A 19,777-nucleotide genomic window follows, 5' to 3' on the forward strand; every position below is an offset into this window, starting at 1 on the left:
CCGCATCCGGCCGCTTCTCACCTACGGCGAAAGGCCGGCGCTCACCCCCGTCGAGTCGGAACGCCGACGGTCACCCTTCGCGGACGGCGAGTGCGAGGAATCGGGCGTCCTCGTCCACGTACGAGGTCATGTTCCAGCCCGCACCGGCCAGCAGAGGGGCCAGGTTGTGCTCGGCGCGCAGGTCGTCCGGGGTGATCCGCCGTCCCTGGCGGGCCGCGAGCGCGGCCCGGCCGATCGGGTGGAAGAGGGCGAGCGTGCCGCCGGGCCGTACCACCCGCGCCAACTCCACCAGATTCGAGGCCGGGTTCGGCAGGTGGGCGACGAGCCCGGCCGCGAACACCGCGTCCAGCGACTCGGTACGCAGCGGCAGTGCGGTCACATCGGCCAGCAGCAGCCGTCCCTCCCGGTCCCGTCCGGCCCGGACCGCCGCCTCCAGCATGGCCGGAGTCAGATCCGCTCCGACAACCATCCCGGTGCCGCCCACGGCCTCTCGCAGCGGGGGCAGGGCGCGCCCGGTGCCGCAGCCCGCGTCGAGCACGCGGTCGCCCGCGCGGAGGCGCATACGTGCGACCGCGTCCGCGTAGGCGGGCCCGTCATCGGGGAAACGGCTGTCCCAGCCGGCGGCACGCGCGCCGAAGAACTCCTGGACGTGTGTGTGGTCGTCACTCATGTGCCGCATGATCTCCCACCGACACGAAGGACGGCGCGGTGCACACGTTCGAGCCCGAGACGATCGCTCGGGTGCACCTCTTCGTCAGTTTGCAACAGCTTTCGAAATGCGCCCCAGTCGTGCGCCCCAGCGCGCACTAGCGTCCCGGGACCATGGGACATCTGGACCACGCCGCCTTCGGCTGGCTGACCCCCGTACTGTCGTACGCGATGGCCTGCACAGGGTCCGCGCTCGGGCTGCGCTGCACGGTCCGCGGACTCGACGCCACCGGCCGGTCGCGCCGCAACTGGCTGCTCACGGCGGCTTCCGCGATCGGCACGGGCATCTGGACGATGCACTTCGTGGCGATGCTGGGCTTCGGTGTCACCGGCACGGAGATCCGCTACAACGTGCCTCTGACGATCTTCAGCCTGGTGATCGCCATGACCGTCGTCGGCGCGGGCCTCTTCACCGTCGCCTACGGCCGTGAACCGCGTCGCGCACTCGTGCTCGGCGGCCTCACGGCCGGGCTGGGCGTCGCGAGCATGCACTATCTGGGCATGGCGGCACTGCGGCTGCACGGCCGGGTGAGTTACGATCCGGCACTCGTCGCCCTTTCCGTCGTGATCGGCGTGATCGCGGCGACCGCCGCCCTGTGGGCCGCGCTCACCATCAGGTCTCCCGTGGCGGTCGCCGTCGCCTCCCTCGTCATGGGCGGAGCGGTGAGCAGCATGCACTACACCGGAATGAGCGCCGTGAGCGTACGGGTCAGCCCCTCGGGCGACGCGCTGTCGGGCGCCACGGCGATGCAGTTCATCTTCCCCCTGGCCGTCGGCCTCGGCTCCTACCTCTTCCTGACGGCGGCCTTCGTCGCGCTGTCCCCGATGTCAGGCCGGGCCGAAGCGTCCCCGACGGCCCCGCGGCCCGCCGAGGGCGCCGCCCGCTGACGTCGTGCCGCATTCGCGCGGTCCGGACGGCACGCCCCGAACCTCTCCGATCGAGGAGGCCATGCGTACACCCCGCAGAACCACCACAGCAGGCGCCCAGTCGGCGCCCCCGCGGCGCGGCCGTCGCGCGCACGCGGGCCCACCGGCGGACGAGGGGGATGTCGGCGACCTCCTCACCGGCCCGTCGTCCGAAGCGCTCACACGCACGGGAGGGTGGCGCATCCGGCCCCGAACCGTCCGGGCCAAGATCGTCTGCCTGCTGATGGTGCCCATCGTCTCCTTGCTCGCCCTGTGGGCCTACGCCACCGTGAGCACGGCACAGGACGTCGCACGGCTGCGCCAGTCGCAACGCGTCGATTCGACGGTCCGCGCCCCCGTCGGCGCCGCGGTCGCCGCACTCCAGGCCGAACGGGCGGAAGCCGTCCGCCACGCGACCGACCCCGCCGCGGCATCGCGGAGCGACTTCCAGGACCTCTCACGACTCACCGACCGTGCCGTGGCCAAGCTCCGCCTGGGAGACCACAACACCGTCGCCGACGGCGCGGACCTGCCCGCAGGAGTCACCACGCGCCTCGCCGCCTTCGTCGCCGACGCGGAGCGACTGAAGGCGCTGCGCACCGGCGTACTGGAGCGCCGTACGGGATGGGAGGAGGCGTACGGCGAGTACACCAGGACCATCGCGACGGCGTTCGGCGTCGAAGGCGCGCTCACCGGCATCTCCGGCCCGGCCATGCGCACGGACGCACGCGTCCTCCTGGAGTTCTCCCGGGCGGGCGAGGCACTCGCCCAGGAGGACGCCGTGCTCGCGGGCGCCCGGCTCGCCGGGACACTCGACGGGGAGCGGCTGCGGCTGTTCACAGGAGCCGTGGACACGCGCCGCACCCTCACGGACGCCGCCACGCCGGACCTCGACGGTCCCGCACGGACCGCTTGGAACGACCTCATGGAAGGCAGCGCGTACGACGACGTGCGCGCCGCCGAGGACAAGGTGCTCCTCTCGCGCCCCGGGCCCAAGGCCCTCGCCGCCGCGCCGGAGGCCGCCTGGAGCATCGCTCACGAGCGGGTCAGCGACGGAATGCGTACGGTCGAGACCGACGCGGGCCGCGTCTCCGCGGACGACGCGGCCGACCCGCTCGGGCGCGCCCTGGTCACCCCTGCCGGCGCCGCGGTCCTCTTCGGCCTCGCCGCCGTCATCGCCTCGCTGATCATCTCCGTACGCATCGGACGCGACCTCGTCGTCGAACTGGTCGGACTGCGCGACGGCGCCCTGGACCTCGCCCGGCGAAAGCTCCCGGAAGCCATGCGCAGGCTGCGCGCGGGCGAACCGGTGGACGTCGACGACGAGGCACCGCCGGGACGGCCGTCGGAGGACGAGACCGGGCAGGTCGCCCAGGCGCTGAACACCGTGCACCGGGCCGCCCTGCGTGCCGCGGTCGAACGGGCGGAACTGGCCGACGGCATCTCCGGGGTCTTCGTCAACCTGGCCCGGCGCAGCCAGGTCCTCGTGCACCGCCAGCTGAACCTCCTGGACGCCATGGAGCGCAGGTCCGACGATCCGGACGAGCTGAGCGACCTGTTCCGCCTCGACCACCTCACCACGCGGATGCGGCGTCACGCGGAGAGCCTCATCATCCTGTCCGGAGCCGCGCCCGGACGGGCGTGGCGCAGGCCCGTCTCGCTCGCGAACGTGGTCAGGGCGGCGGTCTCCGAGGTCGAGGACTACGCGCGCGTGGAGGTGAGGCAGCTTCCCGAGGCCGCGGTCGTCGGCGGAGCGGTCGCCGACCTCACCCATCTCCTGGCGGAACTGGTCGAGAACGCCGCCCAGTTCTCGCCCCCGCACACCCGCGTGCGGATCACCGGCGAGCCGGTCGCCAACGGTTACGCGATCGAGGTCGAGGACCGCGGACTGGGCATGGGCAAGGATCGGATCGCCGAGGCCAACCTGCGTATCGAGCGGTCCGAAGCCCTCGACCTGTACGACAGCGACCGGCTGGGCCTCTTCGTGGTCAGCCGGCTCTCGGCCCGCCACGGCGTCAAGGTGCACCTTCAGCCCTCTCCCTACGGAGGCACGACCGCGGTCGTGCTGCTGCCGACGGCACTGCTGCAGGACGGTCCGACGGAACGTTCCCTCCATGAGGCCGACACGGACCGTCCGCCGGAAAGGGAGTACGCGCGCGTACCGCTCGCTCCGCGACCCGACGCCGTCGAGGCCGTCGTCGAGCGGCCCGCGCTGGTCCCGCCGCGGCCGAGGGCGTCCGAGGAGCACACGAACGGATCACCGGGAACGCCGCACCGGTCGAACGGGACGAGGGAGAGCGCTCTTTCGGACGTGGCGCCGCTCCGGCCGCGACGGTCCGAGGAGGACTCCGACGGCTCCGGCGGACTCCCCCGCAGGGTGCGTCAGGCGAACCTGGCCCCCCAATTGCGCGAAGAGCGTTCCGACGAGCCCGCGCAACCGCCGGCGCCGTCGTCGGAGGACGAGCGCACACCCGAACTCGTACGGGCGCGCATGACCGCGTACCGGGCCGGGTGGACACGCGGGGGCGGCCGGTCCCCGGGTGTCGGCGGAACTCCAGGCCCCGCAGCGGGCACCGACAGCAGTGAAGGAGACCTCTCATGATCCAGGACCCGGGCACGGACAGCGTCCAGCGGTCAGGTGAACTCGACTGGCTGCTGGACGACATGGTGCTGCGCGTGACCGAAGTGCGGCATGCCGTGGTGCTGTCGAACGACGGACTGGCGGTGGGCGCGTCCACCGCGCTGCGGCGCGAGGACGCCGAACACCTCGCGGCCGTCGCCTCCGGCTTCCACAGCCTGGCCAAGGGAGCGGGCCGCCACTTCGGCGCGGGCGGCGTGCGCCAGACGATGGTCGAGATGGACGAGGGCTTCCTGTTCGTGGCCGCCGCGGGCGACGGCTCGTGCCTCGCCGTGCTGACCACCGTCACCGCCGACATCGGCCTGGTGGCGTACGAGATGGCGCTCCTGGTCAAGCGTGTCGGTGAGCATCTCCACGCCCCGCCCCGGGTCGGCGCGCAGCCGCCCGCGGCAGGTTGACCGAGGACGGCCCGCACAGATGACCGAGGACGCGCCGGACACCCCGGCATGGCCGGGCAGCCAGTGGTACGACCAGGAGGCGGGCCCGCTCGTCCGCCCCTACGCCGTGACCGGCGGCCGCACCACAGCCGGTCCGGCCGGGACGCACTTCGATCTCATCGCCCTGGTCACCCTCGACAGGGCCGTGCCGGGAGCCGATGAGGACACCTCCCTCGGCCCGGAGCACCGGACCCTGATCGACCTGTGCCGTGCCGAGACACAGTCGGTCGCCGAACTGGCCGCGGGCACCGGACTTCCCGTGGGCGTGGTCAGGGTGCTCCTGGGCGACCTCCTGGAGCGCGGCTGGGTCACCGTCAACCGCCCGGTACCCCCCGCGCACCTGCCCGACGAGCGAATCCTCCGCGAGGTGATCGAGGGACTGAGGGCGCTCTAGGCGATCCATATCGGTCGGCGCCGCGGCCGTTCACGCTCACTCCTGGGCACGTAACGGGCGTATTCCGGTCGCGAGGAGCAATCTGTTGTCCAACCCCGCCCGGCCGGACCGTAGTTGTCATGATTCTGGCTTCGTTCGCCCGTACAGACGTGCCGACGCCGGCCGTCGCGGGCACTCCCGAGAGAAGTGATCCATGGTCTCCGAGAACTCCGACGCCACGGGTGGCGACCCGTCCGCGATGGCGCTGAAGATATTGGTCGCCGGCGGGTTCGGCGTCGGGAAGACCACCCTGGTGGGCGCGGTCAGCGAGATCCGGCCGCTGCGCACCGAGGAACTGCTGAGCGAGGCCGGTCGTTCGGTCGACGAGACCGACGGCGTGGCCCAGAAAATCACCACCACGGTGGCCATGGACTTCGGACGCATCACCATCCGTGCCGGGCTCTCGCTCTATCTCTTCGGAACCCCCGGCCAGGACCGGTTCTGGTTCCTGTGGGACGAACTGTCGACGGGCGCACTGGGCGCCGTAGTCCTCGCCGACACCCGGCGGCTCGAGGACTGCTTCCCGGCCGTGGACTACTTCGAGCACCGCCGGATTCCCTTCGTGGTGGCCGTCAACTGCTTCCCGGGCGCTCGCACGTTCGGGACCCAGGACGTCTCCCGCGCCCTCGACCTCGACCCGGGTACACCGGTGGTCCTGTGCGACGCCCGTGACCGCGACTCCGGAAAGGAGGTGCTGATCCGGCTGGTGGAATATGCGGGCAGGGTGTACACCGCCCGGCTGCTCGAATCCGTCGGCTGAGGGCGCGTCCGTCGTCACGTCCCACCGCACGGAGTCAGGTCGCGATCGCGGGGTTTCGCCACGATTCGCCCGCTAGCGCCTGCTCGTCGGCCATCTTCTCTGCCATGCCACCCGTCCTCCTTGCCCGGACGGCGGTGGTGGGGAAGGCTTGCTGGTCGAATCCTCCGGCCAGGGGGAGCGGCACACGGGGAGACCGGAACATGGAACAGAACACGGGACTCGGCTGGTTGCTGGACGACCTCACCCAGCGCGTCGAGCACGTTCGGCATGCGCTGGTGCTGTCCAACGACGGGCTGGTGACGGGCGCGAGCACGGGACTGCGACGCGAGGACGCCGAACACCTCGCCGCTGTGTCGTCGGGACTGCACAGCCTGGCCAAGGGCTCCGGACGCCATTTCGGCGCCGGGCAGGTACGGCAGACGATGGTCGAGTTCGACGAAGCCGTCCTCTTCGTCACCGCGGCGGGCACGGGCAGTTGTCTGTCCGTCCTCAGCGGGGCGGAGGCGGACATCGGGCAGGTCGCCTACGAGATGACGCTGCTGGTGAACCGCGTCGGCGAACACCTTCGCGTGGACGCCAGGCGACCGGATGGCAAACCCGCTTCAGAGTTCTGACCTGCTGATACGTCGCCGTGTCTGAGGTTTTCCACAGGCTCGCCACGATGTCCGACAAGCCGGATACGGTTTTTCCCGAGGCGAACGCACACCGGCGCGAGCCTCCCACACCACAGGGGAGACCGTCATGTCCGCGACCACCATCACACAGTCCGCCACCGTCTCGCTGAGCCGGGCCGCACGGGAACTGGAGCTCAAGCGAGGCGAGTTCGACCTCGCCCTGCATCTCGGCTGTGTGCGCTCGGTTCCCGACGAGGGAGGCGGAGGACGCCGGATCGCACGCGCGGAGATCGACCGTGTGCGAGCCGAATCCGGGTTCCCGGAGACGCTGCGCGAGCGGGTGAAGACCGTCGGCACCACGGAGGGCGCTGCCCTCGTCGGCGTGACGACCGCCCGGTTCACACGCCTCGCCCGTCTGGGACTCGTGGTGCCCGTCAAGTTTTATCTGAACCGCTATCGGGTGGTCGTCTGGCTCTATCTGGCCGAAGAGCTACGGCAGTTCGCAGCCGGCGAGCAGAACGCGCCGCTGCTGAGCGGCCGCACACCGGAAGGGCTCCGGGGCCAGTTGGGCGAAGGCCTGGACCTCCGTCCGCGCAATTGGCGTGGCCGTCACCTGGGGTTCCTGCTGCGGCAGACCGAGGATCCCTGGGCCCGGGCCGCGGCGGTCGCGTCCCTGCTCGATCCCGTCCATGTGGCCGAGATCGTCGCGGATCCCTACGAGCGCGCCCATCTCAACCGCCTTCTGCCCACGCCTGTTTCACGACCCGCGCCGGACTCGCCCGGCGCCCGGATCACCGAACGCATCACGACGGCGGACCACGCGGACGAGATCGGCTGGCTGAGGGCCGACTTGGGGCAGAGCGTCATGGAAGCCAGGGAGGTGCGCCCCGCGCCCCGCCCGACACCGGACGTCACGGCTGTCCCGGCACCGGTTGCCCCGGTTGTCCCGGCACCGGTTGTCCCGGCACCTGCCGTTCCAGCATCGGATGCCCCGGCATCCGCCGCCTTGACCGTCCCGGCCCCGATCCCGGCGCCCGCGTCGTCGGGACGTCGGCCGACCGCGGCTCCACGGCCGGCCGCCGGGATCTCACCCGCCGGTTCCCCGCGCGCTGGGCGGCAGTGTCCGGGCGCCGCGGCCGCCCGGCTTCCGGTGCCCGAGTCCGCGCGGTCGCGGAGGCTGCTCGCATGGCTGCGCCGCAGGAGCCCGGACGAGTCCGCCTACAGGGCTCTGAACAGTCCCTCCTGCACGACCGAGACGAGCAGGCGACCTTCGAGGTCGTAGATGCGCCCGCGGGCCAGACCACGCCCACCCGTCGCGATCGGCGACTCCTGGTCGTACAGGAACCACTCGTCCGCGCGGAACGGCCGGTGGAACCACATGGCGTGGTCCAGCGACGCCATGTCGAAGCCGCGCGGGCCCCACAGCGGCTCCACCGGGATACGGACGGCGTCCAGGAGCGTCATGTCGCTCGCGTAGGTCAGAGCGCAGGTGTGGACGAGCGGGTCGTCGCCCAGCGGCCCCACGGCACGCATCCACACCGCACTGCGCGGCTCGGCGCCCTTGACCTCCTCGGACGTCCAGCGCAGCCGGTCCACATAGCGGATGTCGAACGGCTGGCGCCGCGCCATGCGCTCCAGCGTTTCGGGCAGAGCGCCCAGATGCTCCTTGATCTCCTGCGTCACCGTCGGCAGGGACTCCGGGTCCGGCACCTCGCGGGCCGGCGGCAGCTGGTGCTCGAAGCTCCCTTCCTCGGGCTTGTGAAAGGAGGCGGTCAGATTGAAGATCGTGCGGCCCTGCTGCACGGCCGTGACGCGGCGCGTGGTGAACGACCGCCCGTCCCGCACCCGTTCGACCTGGTACACGATCGGGACGCCCGGCCGGCCCGGACGCAGGAAGTACGCGTGCAACGAGTGCACCGGCCGGTCGCCCTCGGTGGTGCGGCCGGCGGCGACCAGCGCCTGGCCCGCCACCTGGCCGCCGAAGACACGCTGCAGCGACTCCTGCGGGCTGCGGCCGCGGAAGATGTTGACCTCGATCTGCTCCAGGTCGAGCAGGTCGACGAGCCTCTCGGCCGGGTTCGTCATCGGTGGAGTTCTCCCGTACTCAGAGCTGTCCGACATCGGTGACCTTGACGACGGCACGGCCCTCGGCGTCCGAGGCCGTGAGGTCGACCTCCGCGCTGATCCCCCAGTCGTGGTCGCCGTTCGGGTCCGCGAACGTCTGACGGACGCGCCACAGACCGTTCCCCGGCTCCTCCACGATCGAGAGCAGCTTGGGGCCACGGGCGTCGGGGCCGGTGCCGAGGTCCTCGTGCTCGTCCCAGTACTTGTCCATCGCCTCGCCCCAGGCGTCGGCGTCCCAGCCGGACTCGCCGTCCATCTCGCCGAGTTCGTCGACGTTGTCCAGGGCGGCCAGCTCGACCCTGCGGAACATCGCGTTGCGCACGAGGACACGGAAGGCCCGGGCGTTCGAGGTGACCGGCTTGACCTGGTCGGCCTTCTCCTGGGCCTCCTCGGCCGTCATCACCTCGGGGTTGGCGAGTTGTTCCCACTCGTCGAGCAGGCTGGAGTCGACCTGGCGCACCAGCTCGCCCAGCCAGGCGATCAGGTCCTCCAGGTCCTCGGACTTGAGGTCGTCCGGGACGGTGTGCTCCAGGGCCTTGTAGGCGCTGGCCAGGTAGCGCAGGACGATGCCCTCGGTGCGGGCGAGCTCGTAGAAGGACACGAACTCCGTGAAGGACATCGCCCGTTCGTACATGTCACGGATGACGGACTTCGGCGACAGCGGGTGGTCGCCGACCCACGGGTGGCTCTTGCGGTAGGTGTTGTACGCGTGGAAGAGCAGTTCCTCCAGCGGCTTGGGGTACGTCACGTCCTGGAGCCGCTCCATGCGCTCCTCGTACTCGACGCCGTCGGACTTCATCGCGGCCACGGCCTCGCCACGGGCCTTGTTCTGCTGGGCCGCGAGGATCTGCCGGGGTTCGTCCAGCGTGGACTCCACGACGGACACCATGTCCAGGGCGTACGAAGGGGACTCGGGGTCCAGCAGGTCGAAGGCGGCGAGCGCGAACGTCGACAGCGGCTGGTTGAGCGCGAAGTCCTGCTGGAGATCGACGGTCAGCCGCACGATGCGGCCCGTCGGGTCCGGCTCGTCGAGCTTCTCCACGATGCCGCCGTCCAGGAGCGAGCGGTAGATCGCGATGGCCCGGCGAATGTGCCGCAGCTGCTGCTTGCGCGGCTCGTGGTTGTCCTCCAGCAGGTGCCGCATCGCGTCGAAGGCGTTGCCGGGCCGTGCGATCACCGAGAGCAGCATCGTGTGCGTCACGCGGAAGCGCGAGGTCAGCGGCTCGGGGTCGGAGGCGATCAGCTTCTCGAAGGTGCTGTCCGTCCAGCCCACGAAGCCCTCGGGAGCCTTCTTGCGCACCACCTTGCGGCGCTTCTTCGGGTCGTCGCCCGCCTTGGCGAGGGACTTCTCGTTCTCGATGACGTGCTCCGGCGCCTGAGCGACGACGTAGCCCGCCGTGTCGAAGCCCGCGCGTCCGGCCCGGCCGGCGATCTGGTGGAACTCACGGGCGCGCAGCGTGCGCACCCGCGTCCCGTCGTACTTCGTCAGCGCGGTGAACAGCACGGTGCGGATGGGGACGTTGACGCCCACACCCAGCGTGTCCGTGCCGCAGATGACCTTCAGGAGACCGGCCTGGGCCAGCTTCTCCACCAGCCGCCGGTACTTGGGCAGCATGCCGGCGTGGTGCACACCGATGCCGTGGCGTACGTACCGGGAGAGATTGCGGCCGAACTTGGTGGTGAACCGGAAGTTGCCGATGAGCTCGGCGATCTGGTCCTTCTCCTCACGCGTGCACATGTTGATGCTCATCAGCGCCTGTGCGCGCTCCACGGCCTGCGCCTGGGTGAAGTGCACGATGTAGACCGGAGCCTGCTTCGTGGCGAGCAGTTCGGTGAGCGTCTCCGTCAGGGGAGTGAGCACGTACTCGTAGGAGAGCGGAACGGGCCGGGTGGCCGACCGGACCACAGCTGTGGGGCGGCCGGTGCGGCGCGTGAGGTCCTTCTCGAACATCGAGACGTCGCCGAGCGTCGCCGACATCAGGATGAACTGTGCCTGCGGAAGCTCCAGGATCGGGATCTGCCAGGCCCAGCCCCGGTCGCCCTCGGCGTAGAAGTGGAACTCGTCCATGACGACCTGACCGACGTCGGCGTCCTTGCCGTCCCGCAGGGCGATGGACGCGAGGACCTCGGCGGTGCAGCAGATGACCGGGGCGTCGGCGTTCACGGAGGCGTCGCCGGTGAGCATGCCGACGTTCTCGGTGCCGAAGATCTTGCAGAGCTCGAAGAACTTCTCCGAGACGAGCGCCTTGATCGGTGCCGTGTAGAAGGTGACCTCGTCCCGGGCGAGCGCGGCGAAGTGCGCGCCCGCGGCGATCATGCTCTTGCCCGAGCCGGTCGGCGTCGAGACGATCACGTTCGCACCCGAGACAACCTCGATCAGCGCCTCCTCCTGGTGGGGGTAGAGGGTGAGACCGCGTTCCCCGGCCCACGACTCGAAGGCTTCGTAGAGGGCGTCGGGGTCTGTGGTCTGCGGGAGCTGATCGATAAGGGTCACGCCCCCATCTTGCCTGTCGATACACGTGATGGGGGAATCGGATGTTCGCGGGAAGATCACGACCGCTACGCTGTGGCGCCGGTGACGCGTCAGCGTGCACGGGCAACTGGACAGCGTCACAAGAGAAATGGGGCGGGGAACGGCCATGATGGGACCAGCACACTCACTGTCGGGGGCAGCGGCCTGGCTCGGCGTCGGAGCGGCGGCCGCCGCGGCCGGCCATTCCATGCCCTGGCCGGTCCTGCTCGTCGGCGCCCTGATCTGCGCGGGCGCCGCACTCGCCCCGGACCTGGACCACAAGGCCGCCACCATCTCGAACGCCTTCGGACCCGTGTCACGCAGGCTGTGCGAGATCGTCGACAAGCTCTCCTACGCCGCCTACAAGGGGACCCGGAAGCCGGGCGACCCCCGGCGCAGCGGCGGGCACCGGACACTGACGCACACCTGGGTGTGGGCGGTGGCGATCGGATCGGGCACGGCGGTGCTGGCGATCACCTGCGGTCGCTGGGCGGTCCTCGGGATCCTCTTCGTGCACATGGTGCTGGCCATCGAGGGTCTGCTGTGGCGCGCCGCACGCGGTTCGAGCAGCAACGTCCTGGTCTGGCTGCTCGCCGCGACGAGCTCGTGGATCCTCGCGCAGACCCTGGACAAGCCCGGCAACGGCGCGGACTGGCTCTTCTCGGCGCCGGGCCAGGAGTACCTGTGGCTCGGACTGCCGATCATCCTCGGCGCCCTCGTGCACGACATCGGGGACGCGCTGACGGTCTCCGGCTGCCCGATCCTGTGGCCCATCCCGGTCGGCCGCAAGCGCTGGTACCCGATAGGCCCGCCCAAGGCGATGCGGTTCCGCGCGGGCAGCTGGGTCGAGCTCAAGGTGCTGACGCCGGTGTTCATGCTGCTGGGTGCCGTGGGCTGTGCGGCCGCGCTGAACTTCATCTGAGTCCGGCGCCTCCCGGGCAGGGGCCGCACCAGCGTCGCGCGGCCCCTCCGCGGCTCTGCCCGTGCCCGTGGCTCAGGGCGGGGTGCCCGGTGTTGTCAGCCGCCTTCGCCGGCGCCGGACGCCTGCTCTCCGCCGCCGAAACGCCGCTCGAACTGGGCGATGCGGCCCTCGGAGTCCACCGTGCGCGCCTTGCCGGTGTAGAAGGGGTGGCTCTCCGAGGAGATCTCGACGTCCACGACCGGGTAGGTCTCGCCGTCGTCCCAGTCGATGGTCCGGTCGCTCGTGGCGGTGGAGCGCGTGAGGAAGGCGTAGCCGGCGGCGCGGTCGCGGAACACCACGGGGCGGTAGTCGGGCTGCTTGTCCTGCTGCATGGCGACTCCTTGGAAAGGAAGCGGGAGGCGTGCCGGCGGGAGAGCGAGGCGTGCCGCCCGAAGGGATGGGCAAGCCCGCCGGAGCGGGAGGCGTACCCACCGGCACGGGAGACCTACGGGTCAGCCGGACACGGAGTCCTCGTCGACGATGTGCATCGCGGCCTCCTCCGCCGAGGCGGCGGCGCCGTCGATGCCGATGTCCGTGGCGATGAGCCCGCTCTCCTCGTCCTCGTGCGCGCCTTCGTTCGGGGCCACCAGACGCCCCGAGCGCAGGGCGCCCACCTCGTTGTCGATGGGCTCTCCGTCGGTGCCCTCGCAGTCCCCGATGCCATCGCCGTCGGATCCGGCGATGTCGGGCAGCTCGTCCGCGAGGCGCTGGTCCAGGGTCTCGCCCGCACGGCGTTCCGCGGCGGTCACCCCGCGGTGCTCCACCGCCCACGGCCGGTCCGGCGGCGACCAGCCGCGGTCCAGGGGGTCACTCACACCGTCCGTGACCAGCGTGTCCTCGGCGTCGAGCAGGCCCGCGTCGTCCTGTACCTCGGATCCGTCGGGCTGGTAGACGTCGTCTCCCCATCCGTCGGCGCTGTCCACGGGTACCTCCAGGGGGTGCGGACGGGACCGGAGCCGCCGTGTTCGACGGCGGGCGCGCGGACCCGAGGACACAGGCGTCGCACCCCGCGAACCGGTTGGTTCCCGGGAGTCCCCCGAGCGGGTGCCCACATCCAGCCTTCCACCCCCCTTCGGCACCGCGCAACGCCACAGGGGCCGACCAGTAGCACCGCGGGCACCGATCGGGTACCCGGCTCACCCGTGCCAGGACCTCCACAGGGCCGCGTACGCGCCGTCCGCAGCGACCAGTTGGTCGTGGCTGCCCAGCTCGCTGATGCGTCCGTTCTCGACGACGGCGATGACGTCCGCGTCATGGGCGGTGTGGAGGCGGTGGGCGATGGCGACCACGGTGCGGCCGTCGAGGACGCGGGCCAGCGAGCGTTCCAGATGACGGGCGGCTCGCGGGTCCAGGAGGGAGGTCGCTTCGTCCAGGACCAGGGTGTGCGGGTCGGCCAGGACCAGCCGGGCCAGCGCGATCTGCTGGGCCTGGGCCGGCGTGAGCGCGAACCCGCCCGAGCCGACCTCGGTGTCCAGACCGTCGTCCAGCGCCCGCGCCCAGCCGGCCGCGTCGACCGCGCCGAGAGCCGCCCAGAGCTTGGCGTCGACGGAGGCGGTGTCTTCGGCCGGAGCATCGCCCGGACCATCGGTCGGAGCCCCGCCCGCGGCCAGAGCCCGAGCCTCAGCCCCAGCCGGCTCCTCAACCGCAGCGTCACTCGCTGCCGGAGCAGGAACCCGATGCCCCTGTGCCTGCCCCTGCTCCTGATCTTGCTCTTCGTTCTGGTGCTGCAAGGCCTGGGGCACGGCGAGCAGCAGGTTGTCGCGCAGGGAGCCCACGAACACATGGTGCTCCTGGTTGACCAGGGCAACGTGCGCCCGGACCTCCTCCGCCGGCATCCGGGACAGCTCGGCGCCGCCGAGGGTGATCCTGCCGTCCCGGGGCGCGTAGATCCCGGCGAGCAGCCTGCCCAGGGTGGACTTCCCGGCGCCGGACGGGCCGACCAGGGCCAGCCGGGTGCCGGGCGGCACCGCCAGGGAGACCTCCCGGAGCACGTCCACTCCCGCGCGGTAGCCGAAGTGGACCCGGTCGGCGTGGACGTCGCGTCCCTCGGGCTTCACAGCCGGGTCACCCGCCTCCGGCTCGATGTCCCGGACACCGACCAGCCGCGCCAGCGAGACCTGGGCGACCTGCAGCTCGTCGTACCAGCGCAGGATCAGGCCCACCGGGTCGACGAGCATCTGAGCGATCAGCGCACCCGTGGTGAGCTGACCCACCCCGATCCAGCCCTGGAGGGCGAGCCACCCGCCGATCATCAGGACCGAGCAGAGCACCGTCACATGGGTGATGTTGACGACGGGGAAGAGAACCGAGCGCAGCCAGAGCGTGTACCGCTCCCATGCCGTCCATTCCCGGACCCGGCGGTCCGAGAGCTCGATGCGGCTCCCGCTCAGACGGTGGGCCTCGACGGTCCGCCCGGCGTCGACCGTCTCGGCGAGGACGGCGGCTACGGCGGCGTAGCCGGCCGCCTCCGAGCGGTAGGCGGCGGGCGCCCGCTTGAAGTACCAGCGGCAGCCCAGCACCAGGACCGGAACGGCCACCAGGACGGCGGGCGCGAGCACGGGGGCGGTCACGGCGAGTCCGCCCAGGAGCAGTGCCGCCCAGACCACGCCGATGGCGAGTTGCGGGACGGCCTCGCGCATCGCGTTGGCGAGCCGGTCGATGTCGGTGGTGATGCGGGACAGCAGGTCGCCCGTCCCGGCCCGTTCCAGGACACCGGGCGGCAGGCCGACCGACCGTACGAGGAAGTCCTCGCGCAGATCGGCCAGCATCCGTTCGCCGAGCATGGCGCCGCGCAGCCGTACCTGCCGGACGAAAACGGCCTGGACGACGAGCGCGACGACGAAGAGGGCCGCGGTGGCCTCCAGATGGAGGTCGCGCGCGTGGTCCGAGACGCGTTCGACGAGCGAGCCCAGCAGATAGGGCCCGGCCATCGAGGCCACGACGGCCACGGTGTTGACGGCGACCAGGAGCAGGAATGGCCTGCGGTTCCTTCGGAACAGCTCGGTCACGTAGGCGCGTACGGTCGCGGGCGCGCCGACGGGCAAGGTGTTCGCCGTCGTCGGGGCGGCCGGGTCGTACGCAGGTGGCGCCACGCCGATCATGCGGTCTCCTCGATCTCTTCCAGTACGCCGTCCAGAACGGCTTCGTCGTCCGCCGTCACCGCGACGAGAGCGGTCCGGTTCGCGGTGTCGGCCGCGGCCTCCTCCTCGGTCTCGCGGGTCACCACGGCCCGGTACCGCGGTTCGCCGTGCACCAGTTCGCGGTGCACACCGACCGCGACGACCTCGCCCTCGTGGACCAGGACGACCCGGTCCGCGTGGTCCAGGAGCAGTGGTGAGGAGGTGAAGACCACGGTCGTGCGCCCGGTGCGCAGGGAGCGCACTCCGTCGGCGATCCGGGCCTCGGTGTGCGAGTCGACCGCGGACGTCGGCTCGTCCAGGACCAGTACCTCCGGGTCCGTGATCAGGGACCGGGCCAGTGCGAGCCGCTGGCGCTGGCCCCCGGACAGGGAGCGGCCGCGTTCCGTGACGCGCGCGTCCATCGGATCCCGGGTGTCGAGCGAGCCCTGGGCGAGCGCGTCCAGCACGTCTCCGCACTGGGCCGCGGACAGGGCAGCCTCGGCGCTCACGAGACCCGACGCGGGCACGTCGAGCAGCTCGCGCAGGGTGCCCGACAGCAGGACCGGGTCCTTGTCCTGGACGAGGACGGCGGTGCGGGCGCTCTCCAGGGGCAGCTCGTCCAGCGGCACGCCCCCGAGGACCACCGACGTGTTCTTCGGCCCGGCCTCGGCATCGCCCTCGTCGCCGTGTCCGGAGGGGTGGCCGCCCAGCCGCTCGGCCAGCAGTCCCGCCGCGTCCGGGTCCCCGCACACCACGGCCGTGAAGCGGCCGGCGGGGGCGAGCAGACCGGTCACCGGGTCGTACAGGTCGCCGCCCGGCACCTCCGCCGCGCGGGAGCCGCCGCTGTCGATGGCCCGTTCCAGGGACAGCACCCGGGCCGCTCGCCTCGCCGACGGACGCGAGAAGGAGTAGGCCATGGCGATCTCTTCGAAGTGCCTCAGAGGGTAGGTGAGCAGCATGACGGCGCTGTAGACGGTGACCAGTTCGCCGACCTCGATCCGGCCGTGCCGGGCGAGCTCCACACCGCGCCAGACGACGGCGATCATCAGCAGACCGGGTAGCAGCACCTGGATCGCCGAGATCACCGACCACATGCGCGCGCTGCGCACGGCGGCCCGGCGCACCTCCTGGGAGGCGCGGCGGTAGCGGTCGAGGAACAGTTCCTCGCCGCCGATGCCGCGCAGCACCCGCAGGCCCGCTACGGTGTCGGCGGCCAGCTCGGTGGCGCGCCCCGCCTTCTCCCGCTGGAAGTCGGCACGCCGGGTGGCGCGGGGCAGCAGCGGCAGGACGGCCACCGCCAGCACGGGTACGCCCACGGCGACGATCACACCCAGGGCCGGCTGGTAGACCACCAGGGCCACGCAGACCACGACGACCGTCACCGCGGCGGCGGAGAACCGGGACACGCCCTCGACGAACCAGCCGATCTTCTCGACGTCGCCGGTGGAGACGGCGACCACCTCGCCTGCCGCGACGCGCCGCGTCAGCGCGGAGCCCAGCAGCGCGGTCCGGCGGGCCAGCAGCTGCTGGACGCGCGCGGCGGCGGTGATCCAGTTGGTGACCGCGGTGCGGTGCAGCATGAGTTCGCCGACGGCGATGCCCGCGCCGCACACGACCATCAGCGCGCCGGTCAGGGCGAGTCGGGTGCCGGAGCCGTCGACGACGGACTGGACGGCGAGACCGACGCAGAACGGCAGCGCGGACACGGCCAGGAAGTGGAGCAGACCCCAGGCCAGGGCCTTGAGCTGTCCGCCGAGCTGATTCCGCCCGAGCCACCACAGGAATCGGGGACCTGAGCGCGCGTCGGGCACGCCCGGGTCGGGATACGGAAGGTCTTGGATCTGCATGACGTCCCAGTGGCTCGTGTCAGGCGAAGGGGGTGTTCCGGATGTCGGCGGCCGTCCGGCCGGGGCGGCAGCAAACCGTGACAGGTTCGCGTCGCAGCGTGGTCGAAAGCAAACGGTTTTACGTCCCGCCGCAGGGAACCGGACCGCGACGGGCGCGACTGGCCGGTACGGGAGAGAAGGGCGTTTCGCCCGATACGTGATGCGAGGATGGACGGCATGCGAAAGAACGGTGCGATGCGTACGGGGCTCGCGGCCTTGGTCTGCGGGGCCGTCGTGGTCGCTCTCTCGGCCTGCGGCGGCTCGGACGGCGGAGGCGCCAGCGGTGCGAAGGGCCATTCGGGGCCCCGCGGCCAGGTCGCCCGGACGAGTGCGCCGGTGGCCGACCCGACACGCATCCCCGACGTGGGGGACCGGCTCCAGCGGCAGATCCCGTCGGACTCCCGGCAGGTCCTCGCGGTCTACGGCGAGAGCAAGGACTCCGCGGACTCCACGGCCGTGCTGTACACGAAGTCCGGTACGGCCTGGGAGAAGACGAGCAGCTGGGTCGCGCACAACGGGAAGAAGGGCTGGACCACCGACCATCACGAGGACGACAAACGCAGTCCCGTCGGTGTGTTCACGCTCAGCGACGCCGGTGGGGTGCTCGACGACCCGGGCTCCCTCCTGCCCTACGACCAGTCGGAGACGTACCAGGCCCCGCACGACTGGCCCGAGGCGTACTGGCACGACTTCGACTACGTCATCGCGATCGACTACAATCGTCTGGAGGGCAATCCGCCGGACGATCCGACCCGGCCCTGGGGCGACGAGAAGGGCGGCGGCATCTGGTTGCACATGGACCACGGCAGCGGCACGTCGGCCTGCGTGAGCCTGCCCAAGGAGGGCATGGAGTACCTTCTGCGCACCCTCGACCCGGAACAGCACCCCGTGGTGGTGATGGGGGACAAGGCCAACCTGAAGGCCTAGCCGGGGCGTCGGTGCGCCATTGCGGACGGCTCGGCAGCCCCGTAGAACACCGCACATGAGTAGACCGGTCATCATGTCCATGCTCGCTGGAGTGCTGTTAGCGGCGAGCACACTTCTCGGGGCGGGCCCAACTCCGGCGGCCACTGCGTCCGTCGCCGATCGTCCGTCCGCGGCCTCCACCGCGCCCGCCTCCCGATCGGCCGCGCCCGCCGCCCGATCGGCCGACGTGCCCGCCGAGTTCGGCAGCGACTGGCACGACCCCGTCACCGCCGCCCCGCCCGTCGAAGGACCGTCCGCGAAGTCCTGTGAAGTGACGCTCGCCGAGGCGCAGTTCCGCGACTTCACGCCCTACAGGGGCACGTACACCCCGCCGCCCGGCTGCGGCGACCGCTGGAGCAAGGTCGTGCTCCGGCTCGAAGGCAAGGTCAAGGGGCGGCAGTTCGACCGTCTGGGCTATGTGCACGTCGGAGGGGTGGAGATTCTCCGTACGTCCACGCCCGAGCCGTCGCCCGACGGGATCGAGTGGTCCGTCGAGACGGATGTGACGCGCTACAGCGACACGTTCCGGCGGAGCCAGGACGTCGAGATGCTGATCGGGAACGTCGTCGACGACACGTACACCGGCGTGCTCGACGTCAAGGCCACGCTGACGTTCTCCGTGGGCGGGCCGCCCGCCGTGACCCCCGACCGTGTCCTGACCCTCAAGGACGGCACCCTGACGACCCCGCGCAACAGCGAGCGCGTGATCGCCGAGGTGTACGCGACCGGGTCCGGCGGCGGCTGCGAGGAGGTCTGGTACCTGACGGTCCCGGACGCGGCACCGTACTCCTGCAAGGCGGGCGACGGCCCCTACCGCGAGGTGCAGATCAAGGTCGACGGCCGGCTCGCCGGCATCGCGGAGCCGTTCCCGACCGTGTGGACCGGCGGCTGGTCCAACCCCTTCCTCTGGTACGTGATTCCGGCGCCCCGGGCCTTCGCGGTCAGACCCGTCGAGTACGACCTGACCCCGTTCGCCGGACTCCTCAACGACGGTCGCCCGCACCGGATCGACGTCTCCGTCGTGGGCGTTCCCGAGGGACAGACCGGCTGGAGCCTGCCCGTCAACGTGCTGGTGCGGCAGGACGCGCGGAGCGCCCATGTCAGTGGTGCGCTCGTGCGGGCGGAGGCGGGCGACCTCGCCGACTCGGCCACGTACACACCCGGTTCGCAGAACCGCGTCGACGCCACGGGCGGGCACCGGCTGACGGTCGCCGGGTATCTCGACACCTCGCACGGCCGGGTCCTGACGACGGTCCGCAGCCGTCTCGCCAACACCTCCACGCACCGATGGACGGAAGGCGAGAACACGGACGGCCTCGAGGCGACCTGGACCGACGACGAGGTGGTGACCGTCGACGGACCAGGACCCGCCACGACGACCCGCACCCGGCGCACGTACACGATGGACGGAACGACGACCCTCGGGGCGGACGACCGGCTGCGGACCGTGCTGACGCTCGGCGACCGGGCCACCGTGACCGAGGAGTCGGGCGGCCGGCCCATCACCTGGTCACGGCTCGACGACACCTACACCGGCGACGCGGCCTACACGACCGGTGTGCCGCGCGACCAGCGTCACGCGGTCGCCACGACGAGCGAGCGCTATCGGCGCCACGGTTCGGCCGGCTGCTACGACCGCACCCTGGTCACCGTGCAGGGGACGCTCACACAGGACCGCGCGCGCTGCTGAGTCCGGCCGCAGCCAGAGGGCCG

Annotated in this window: 16 protein-coding genes and 1 pseudogene; 10 read left to right on the forward strand and 7 right to left on the reverse strand. The window is 71.4% G+C overall.

Translation table 11 applies throughout. From position 1 onward, the window contains the following. Positions 1–70: 70 nt before the first annotated feature. Positions 71–670 carry a class I SAM-dependent methyltransferase gene (locus ACFYYF_RS10340; RefSeq protein WP_388773440.1) on the reverse strand — a complete coding sequence of 200 codons (600 nt, stop codon included), beginning with the start codon at positions 668–670 and terminating at the stop codon, positions 71–73. A 152-nt stretch (positions 671–822) separates the two neighbouring features. On the opposite strand from ACFYYF_RS10340, the gene ACFYYF_RS10345 reads away from it, so the two are divergent. The 7 genes and pseudogenes from ACFYYF_RS10345 to ACFYYF_RS10375 all read left to right on the forward strand — a co-directional run. Then, the gene (locus tag ACFYYF_RS10345) at positions 823–1,596 is read left to right on the forward strand and encodes an MHYT domain-containing protein (RefSeq protein WP_388773443.1); all 774 of its coding nucleotides are present in this window, start codon (positions 823–825) and stop codon (positions 1,594–1,596) included. A gap of 61 nt (positions 1,597–1,657) precedes the next feature. Then, positions 1,658–4,216, forward strand: coding sequence for a nitrate- and nitrite sensing domain-containing protein (locus ACFYYF_RS10350; RefSeq protein WP_388773446.1), 2,559 nt, complete (start codon positions 1,658–1,660; stop codon positions 4,214–4,216). Next, positions 4,213–4,650 (forward strand): roadblock/LC7 domain-containing protein, encoded by a 438-nt coding sequence (locus tag ACFYYF_RS10355; protein WP_361681069.1) that lies wholly within the window; start codon positions 4,213–4,215, stop codon positions 4,648–4,650. Before ACFYYF_RS10350 ends, ACFYYF_RS10355 begins: the two co-directional genes overlap by 4 nt. 19 nt (positions 4,651–4,669) lie before the next feature. Beyond that, positions 4,670–5,083 (forward strand): DUF742 domain-containing protein, encoded by a 414-nt coding sequence (locus tag ACFYYF_RS10360; protein ID WP_388773448.1) that lies wholly within the window; start codon positions 4,670–4,672, stop codon positions 5,081–5,083. A 193-nt stretch (positions 5,084–5,276) separates the two neighbouring features. After that, complete coding sequence (locus tag ACFYYF_RS10365) at positions 5,277–5,882, forward strand: ATP/GTP-binding protein (RefSeq protein WP_388773451.1); 606 nt, start codon at positions 5,277–5,279, stop codon at positions 5,880–5,882. Positions 5,883–6,082: 200 nt separating this feature from the next. Then, the gene (locus ACFYYF_RS10370; RefSeq protein WP_388773453.1) at positions 6,083–6,496 is read left to right on the forward strand and encodes a roadblock/LC7 domain-containing protein; all 414 of its coding nucleotides are present in this window, start codon (positions 6,083–6,085) and stop codon (positions 6,494–6,496) included. 127 nt (positions 6,497–6,623) lie between these two features. Beyond that, a pseudogene (locus ACFYYF_RS10375) lies at positions 6,624–7,499 on the forward strand (DUF6397 family protein); the annotation flags it as partial. Between the two features lie 215 nt (positions 7,500–7,714). Here the strand turns inward: ACFYYF_RS10375 and ACFYYF_RS10380 are convergent. Together ACFYYF_RS10380 and ACFYYF_RS10385 are read right to left on the reverse strand one after the other, a co-directional pair. Then, complete coding sequence (locus ACFYYF_RS10380; RefSeq protein WP_361681057.1) at positions 7,715–8,581, reverse strand: acyl-CoA thioesterase II; 867 nt, start codon at positions 8,579–8,581, stop codon at positions 7,715–7,717. Between the two features lie 19 nt (positions 8,582–8,600). Beyond that, positions 8,601–11,114, reverse strand: coding sequence for a DEAD/DEAH box helicase (locus ACFYYF_RS10385; RefSeq protein WP_388773455.1), 2,514 nt, complete (start codon positions 11,112–11,114; stop codon positions 8,601–8,603). 145 nt (positions 11,115–11,259) lie between these two features. On the opposite strand from ACFYYF_RS10385, the gene ACFYYF_RS10390 reads away from it, so the two are divergent. After that, on the forward strand, positions 11,260–12,054 hold the full coding sequence (locus ACFYYF_RS10390) for a metal-dependent hydrolase (RefSeq protein WP_361681052.1): 795 nt from the start codon (positions 11,260–11,262) through the stop codon (positions 12,052–12,054). 95 nt (positions 12,055–12,149) lie between these two features. Here the strand turns inward: ACFYYF_RS10390 and ACFYYF_RS10395 are convergent, their stop codons facing one another. The 4 genes from ACFYYF_RS10395 to ACFYYF_RS10410 all read right to left on the reverse strand — a co-directional run bounded on the left by ACFYYF_RS10395 (position 12,150) and on the right by ACFYYF_RS10410 (position 17,059). After that, complete coding sequence (locus ACFYYF_RS10395; protein WP_361681049.1) at positions 12,150–12,425, reverse strand: type B 50S ribosomal protein L31; 276 nt, start codon at positions 12,423–12,425, stop codon at positions 12,150–12,152. A 120-nt stretch (positions 12,426–12,545) separates the two neighbouring features. Then, positions 12,546–13,016: a DUF5709 domain-containing protein gene (locus ACFYYF_RS10400; RefSeq protein WP_365487485.1), complete on the reverse strand. Its 471-nt coding sequence runs from the start codon at positions 13,014–13,016 to the stop codon at positions 12,546–12,548. Positions 13,017–13,229: 213 nt separating this feature from the next. Beyond that, complete coding sequence (locus ACFYYF_RS10405) at positions 13,230–15,194, reverse strand: ABC transporter ATP-binding protein (RefSeq protein ID WP_388773459.1); 1,965 nt, start codon at positions 15,192–15,194, stop codon at positions 13,230–13,232. Beyond that, the gene (locus ACFYYF_RS10410) at positions 15,191–17,059 is read right to left on the reverse strand and encodes an ABC transporter transmembrane domain-containing protein (RefSeq protein ID WP_388773461.1); all 1,869 of its coding nucleotides are present in this window, start codon (positions 17,057–17,059) and stop codon (positions 15,191–15,193) included. The genes ACFYYF_RS10405 and ACFYYF_RS10410 overlap by 4 nt, the downstream gene beginning before the upstream one ends. Positions 17,060–17,275: 216 nt before the next feature. Here ACFYYF_RS10410 and ACFYYF_RS10415 point away from each other — a divergent pair, with 216 nt between their 5' ends. Beyond that, the gene (locus ACFYYF_RS10415; protein ID WP_388773463.1) at positions 17,276–18,025 is read left to right on the forward strand and encodes a L,D-transpeptidase family protein; all 750 of its coding nucleotides are present in this window, start codon (positions 17,276–17,278) and stop codon (positions 18,023–18,025) included. 55 nt (positions 18,026–18,080) lie between these two features. Then, positions 18,081–19,754: a peptide-N4-asparagine amidase gene (locus ACFYYF_RS10420; protein WP_388773465.1), complete on the forward strand. Its 1,674-nt coding sequence runs from the start codon at positions 18,081–18,083 to the stop codon at positions 19,752–19,754. The last annotated feature ends 23 nt before the right edge of the window (positions 19,755–19,777 follow it).

Source organism: Streptomyces sp. NPDC001914 (assembly GCF_042891215.1).
Lineage (GTDB): Bacteria > Actinomycetota > Actinomycetes > Streptomycetales > Streptomycetaceae > Streptomyces.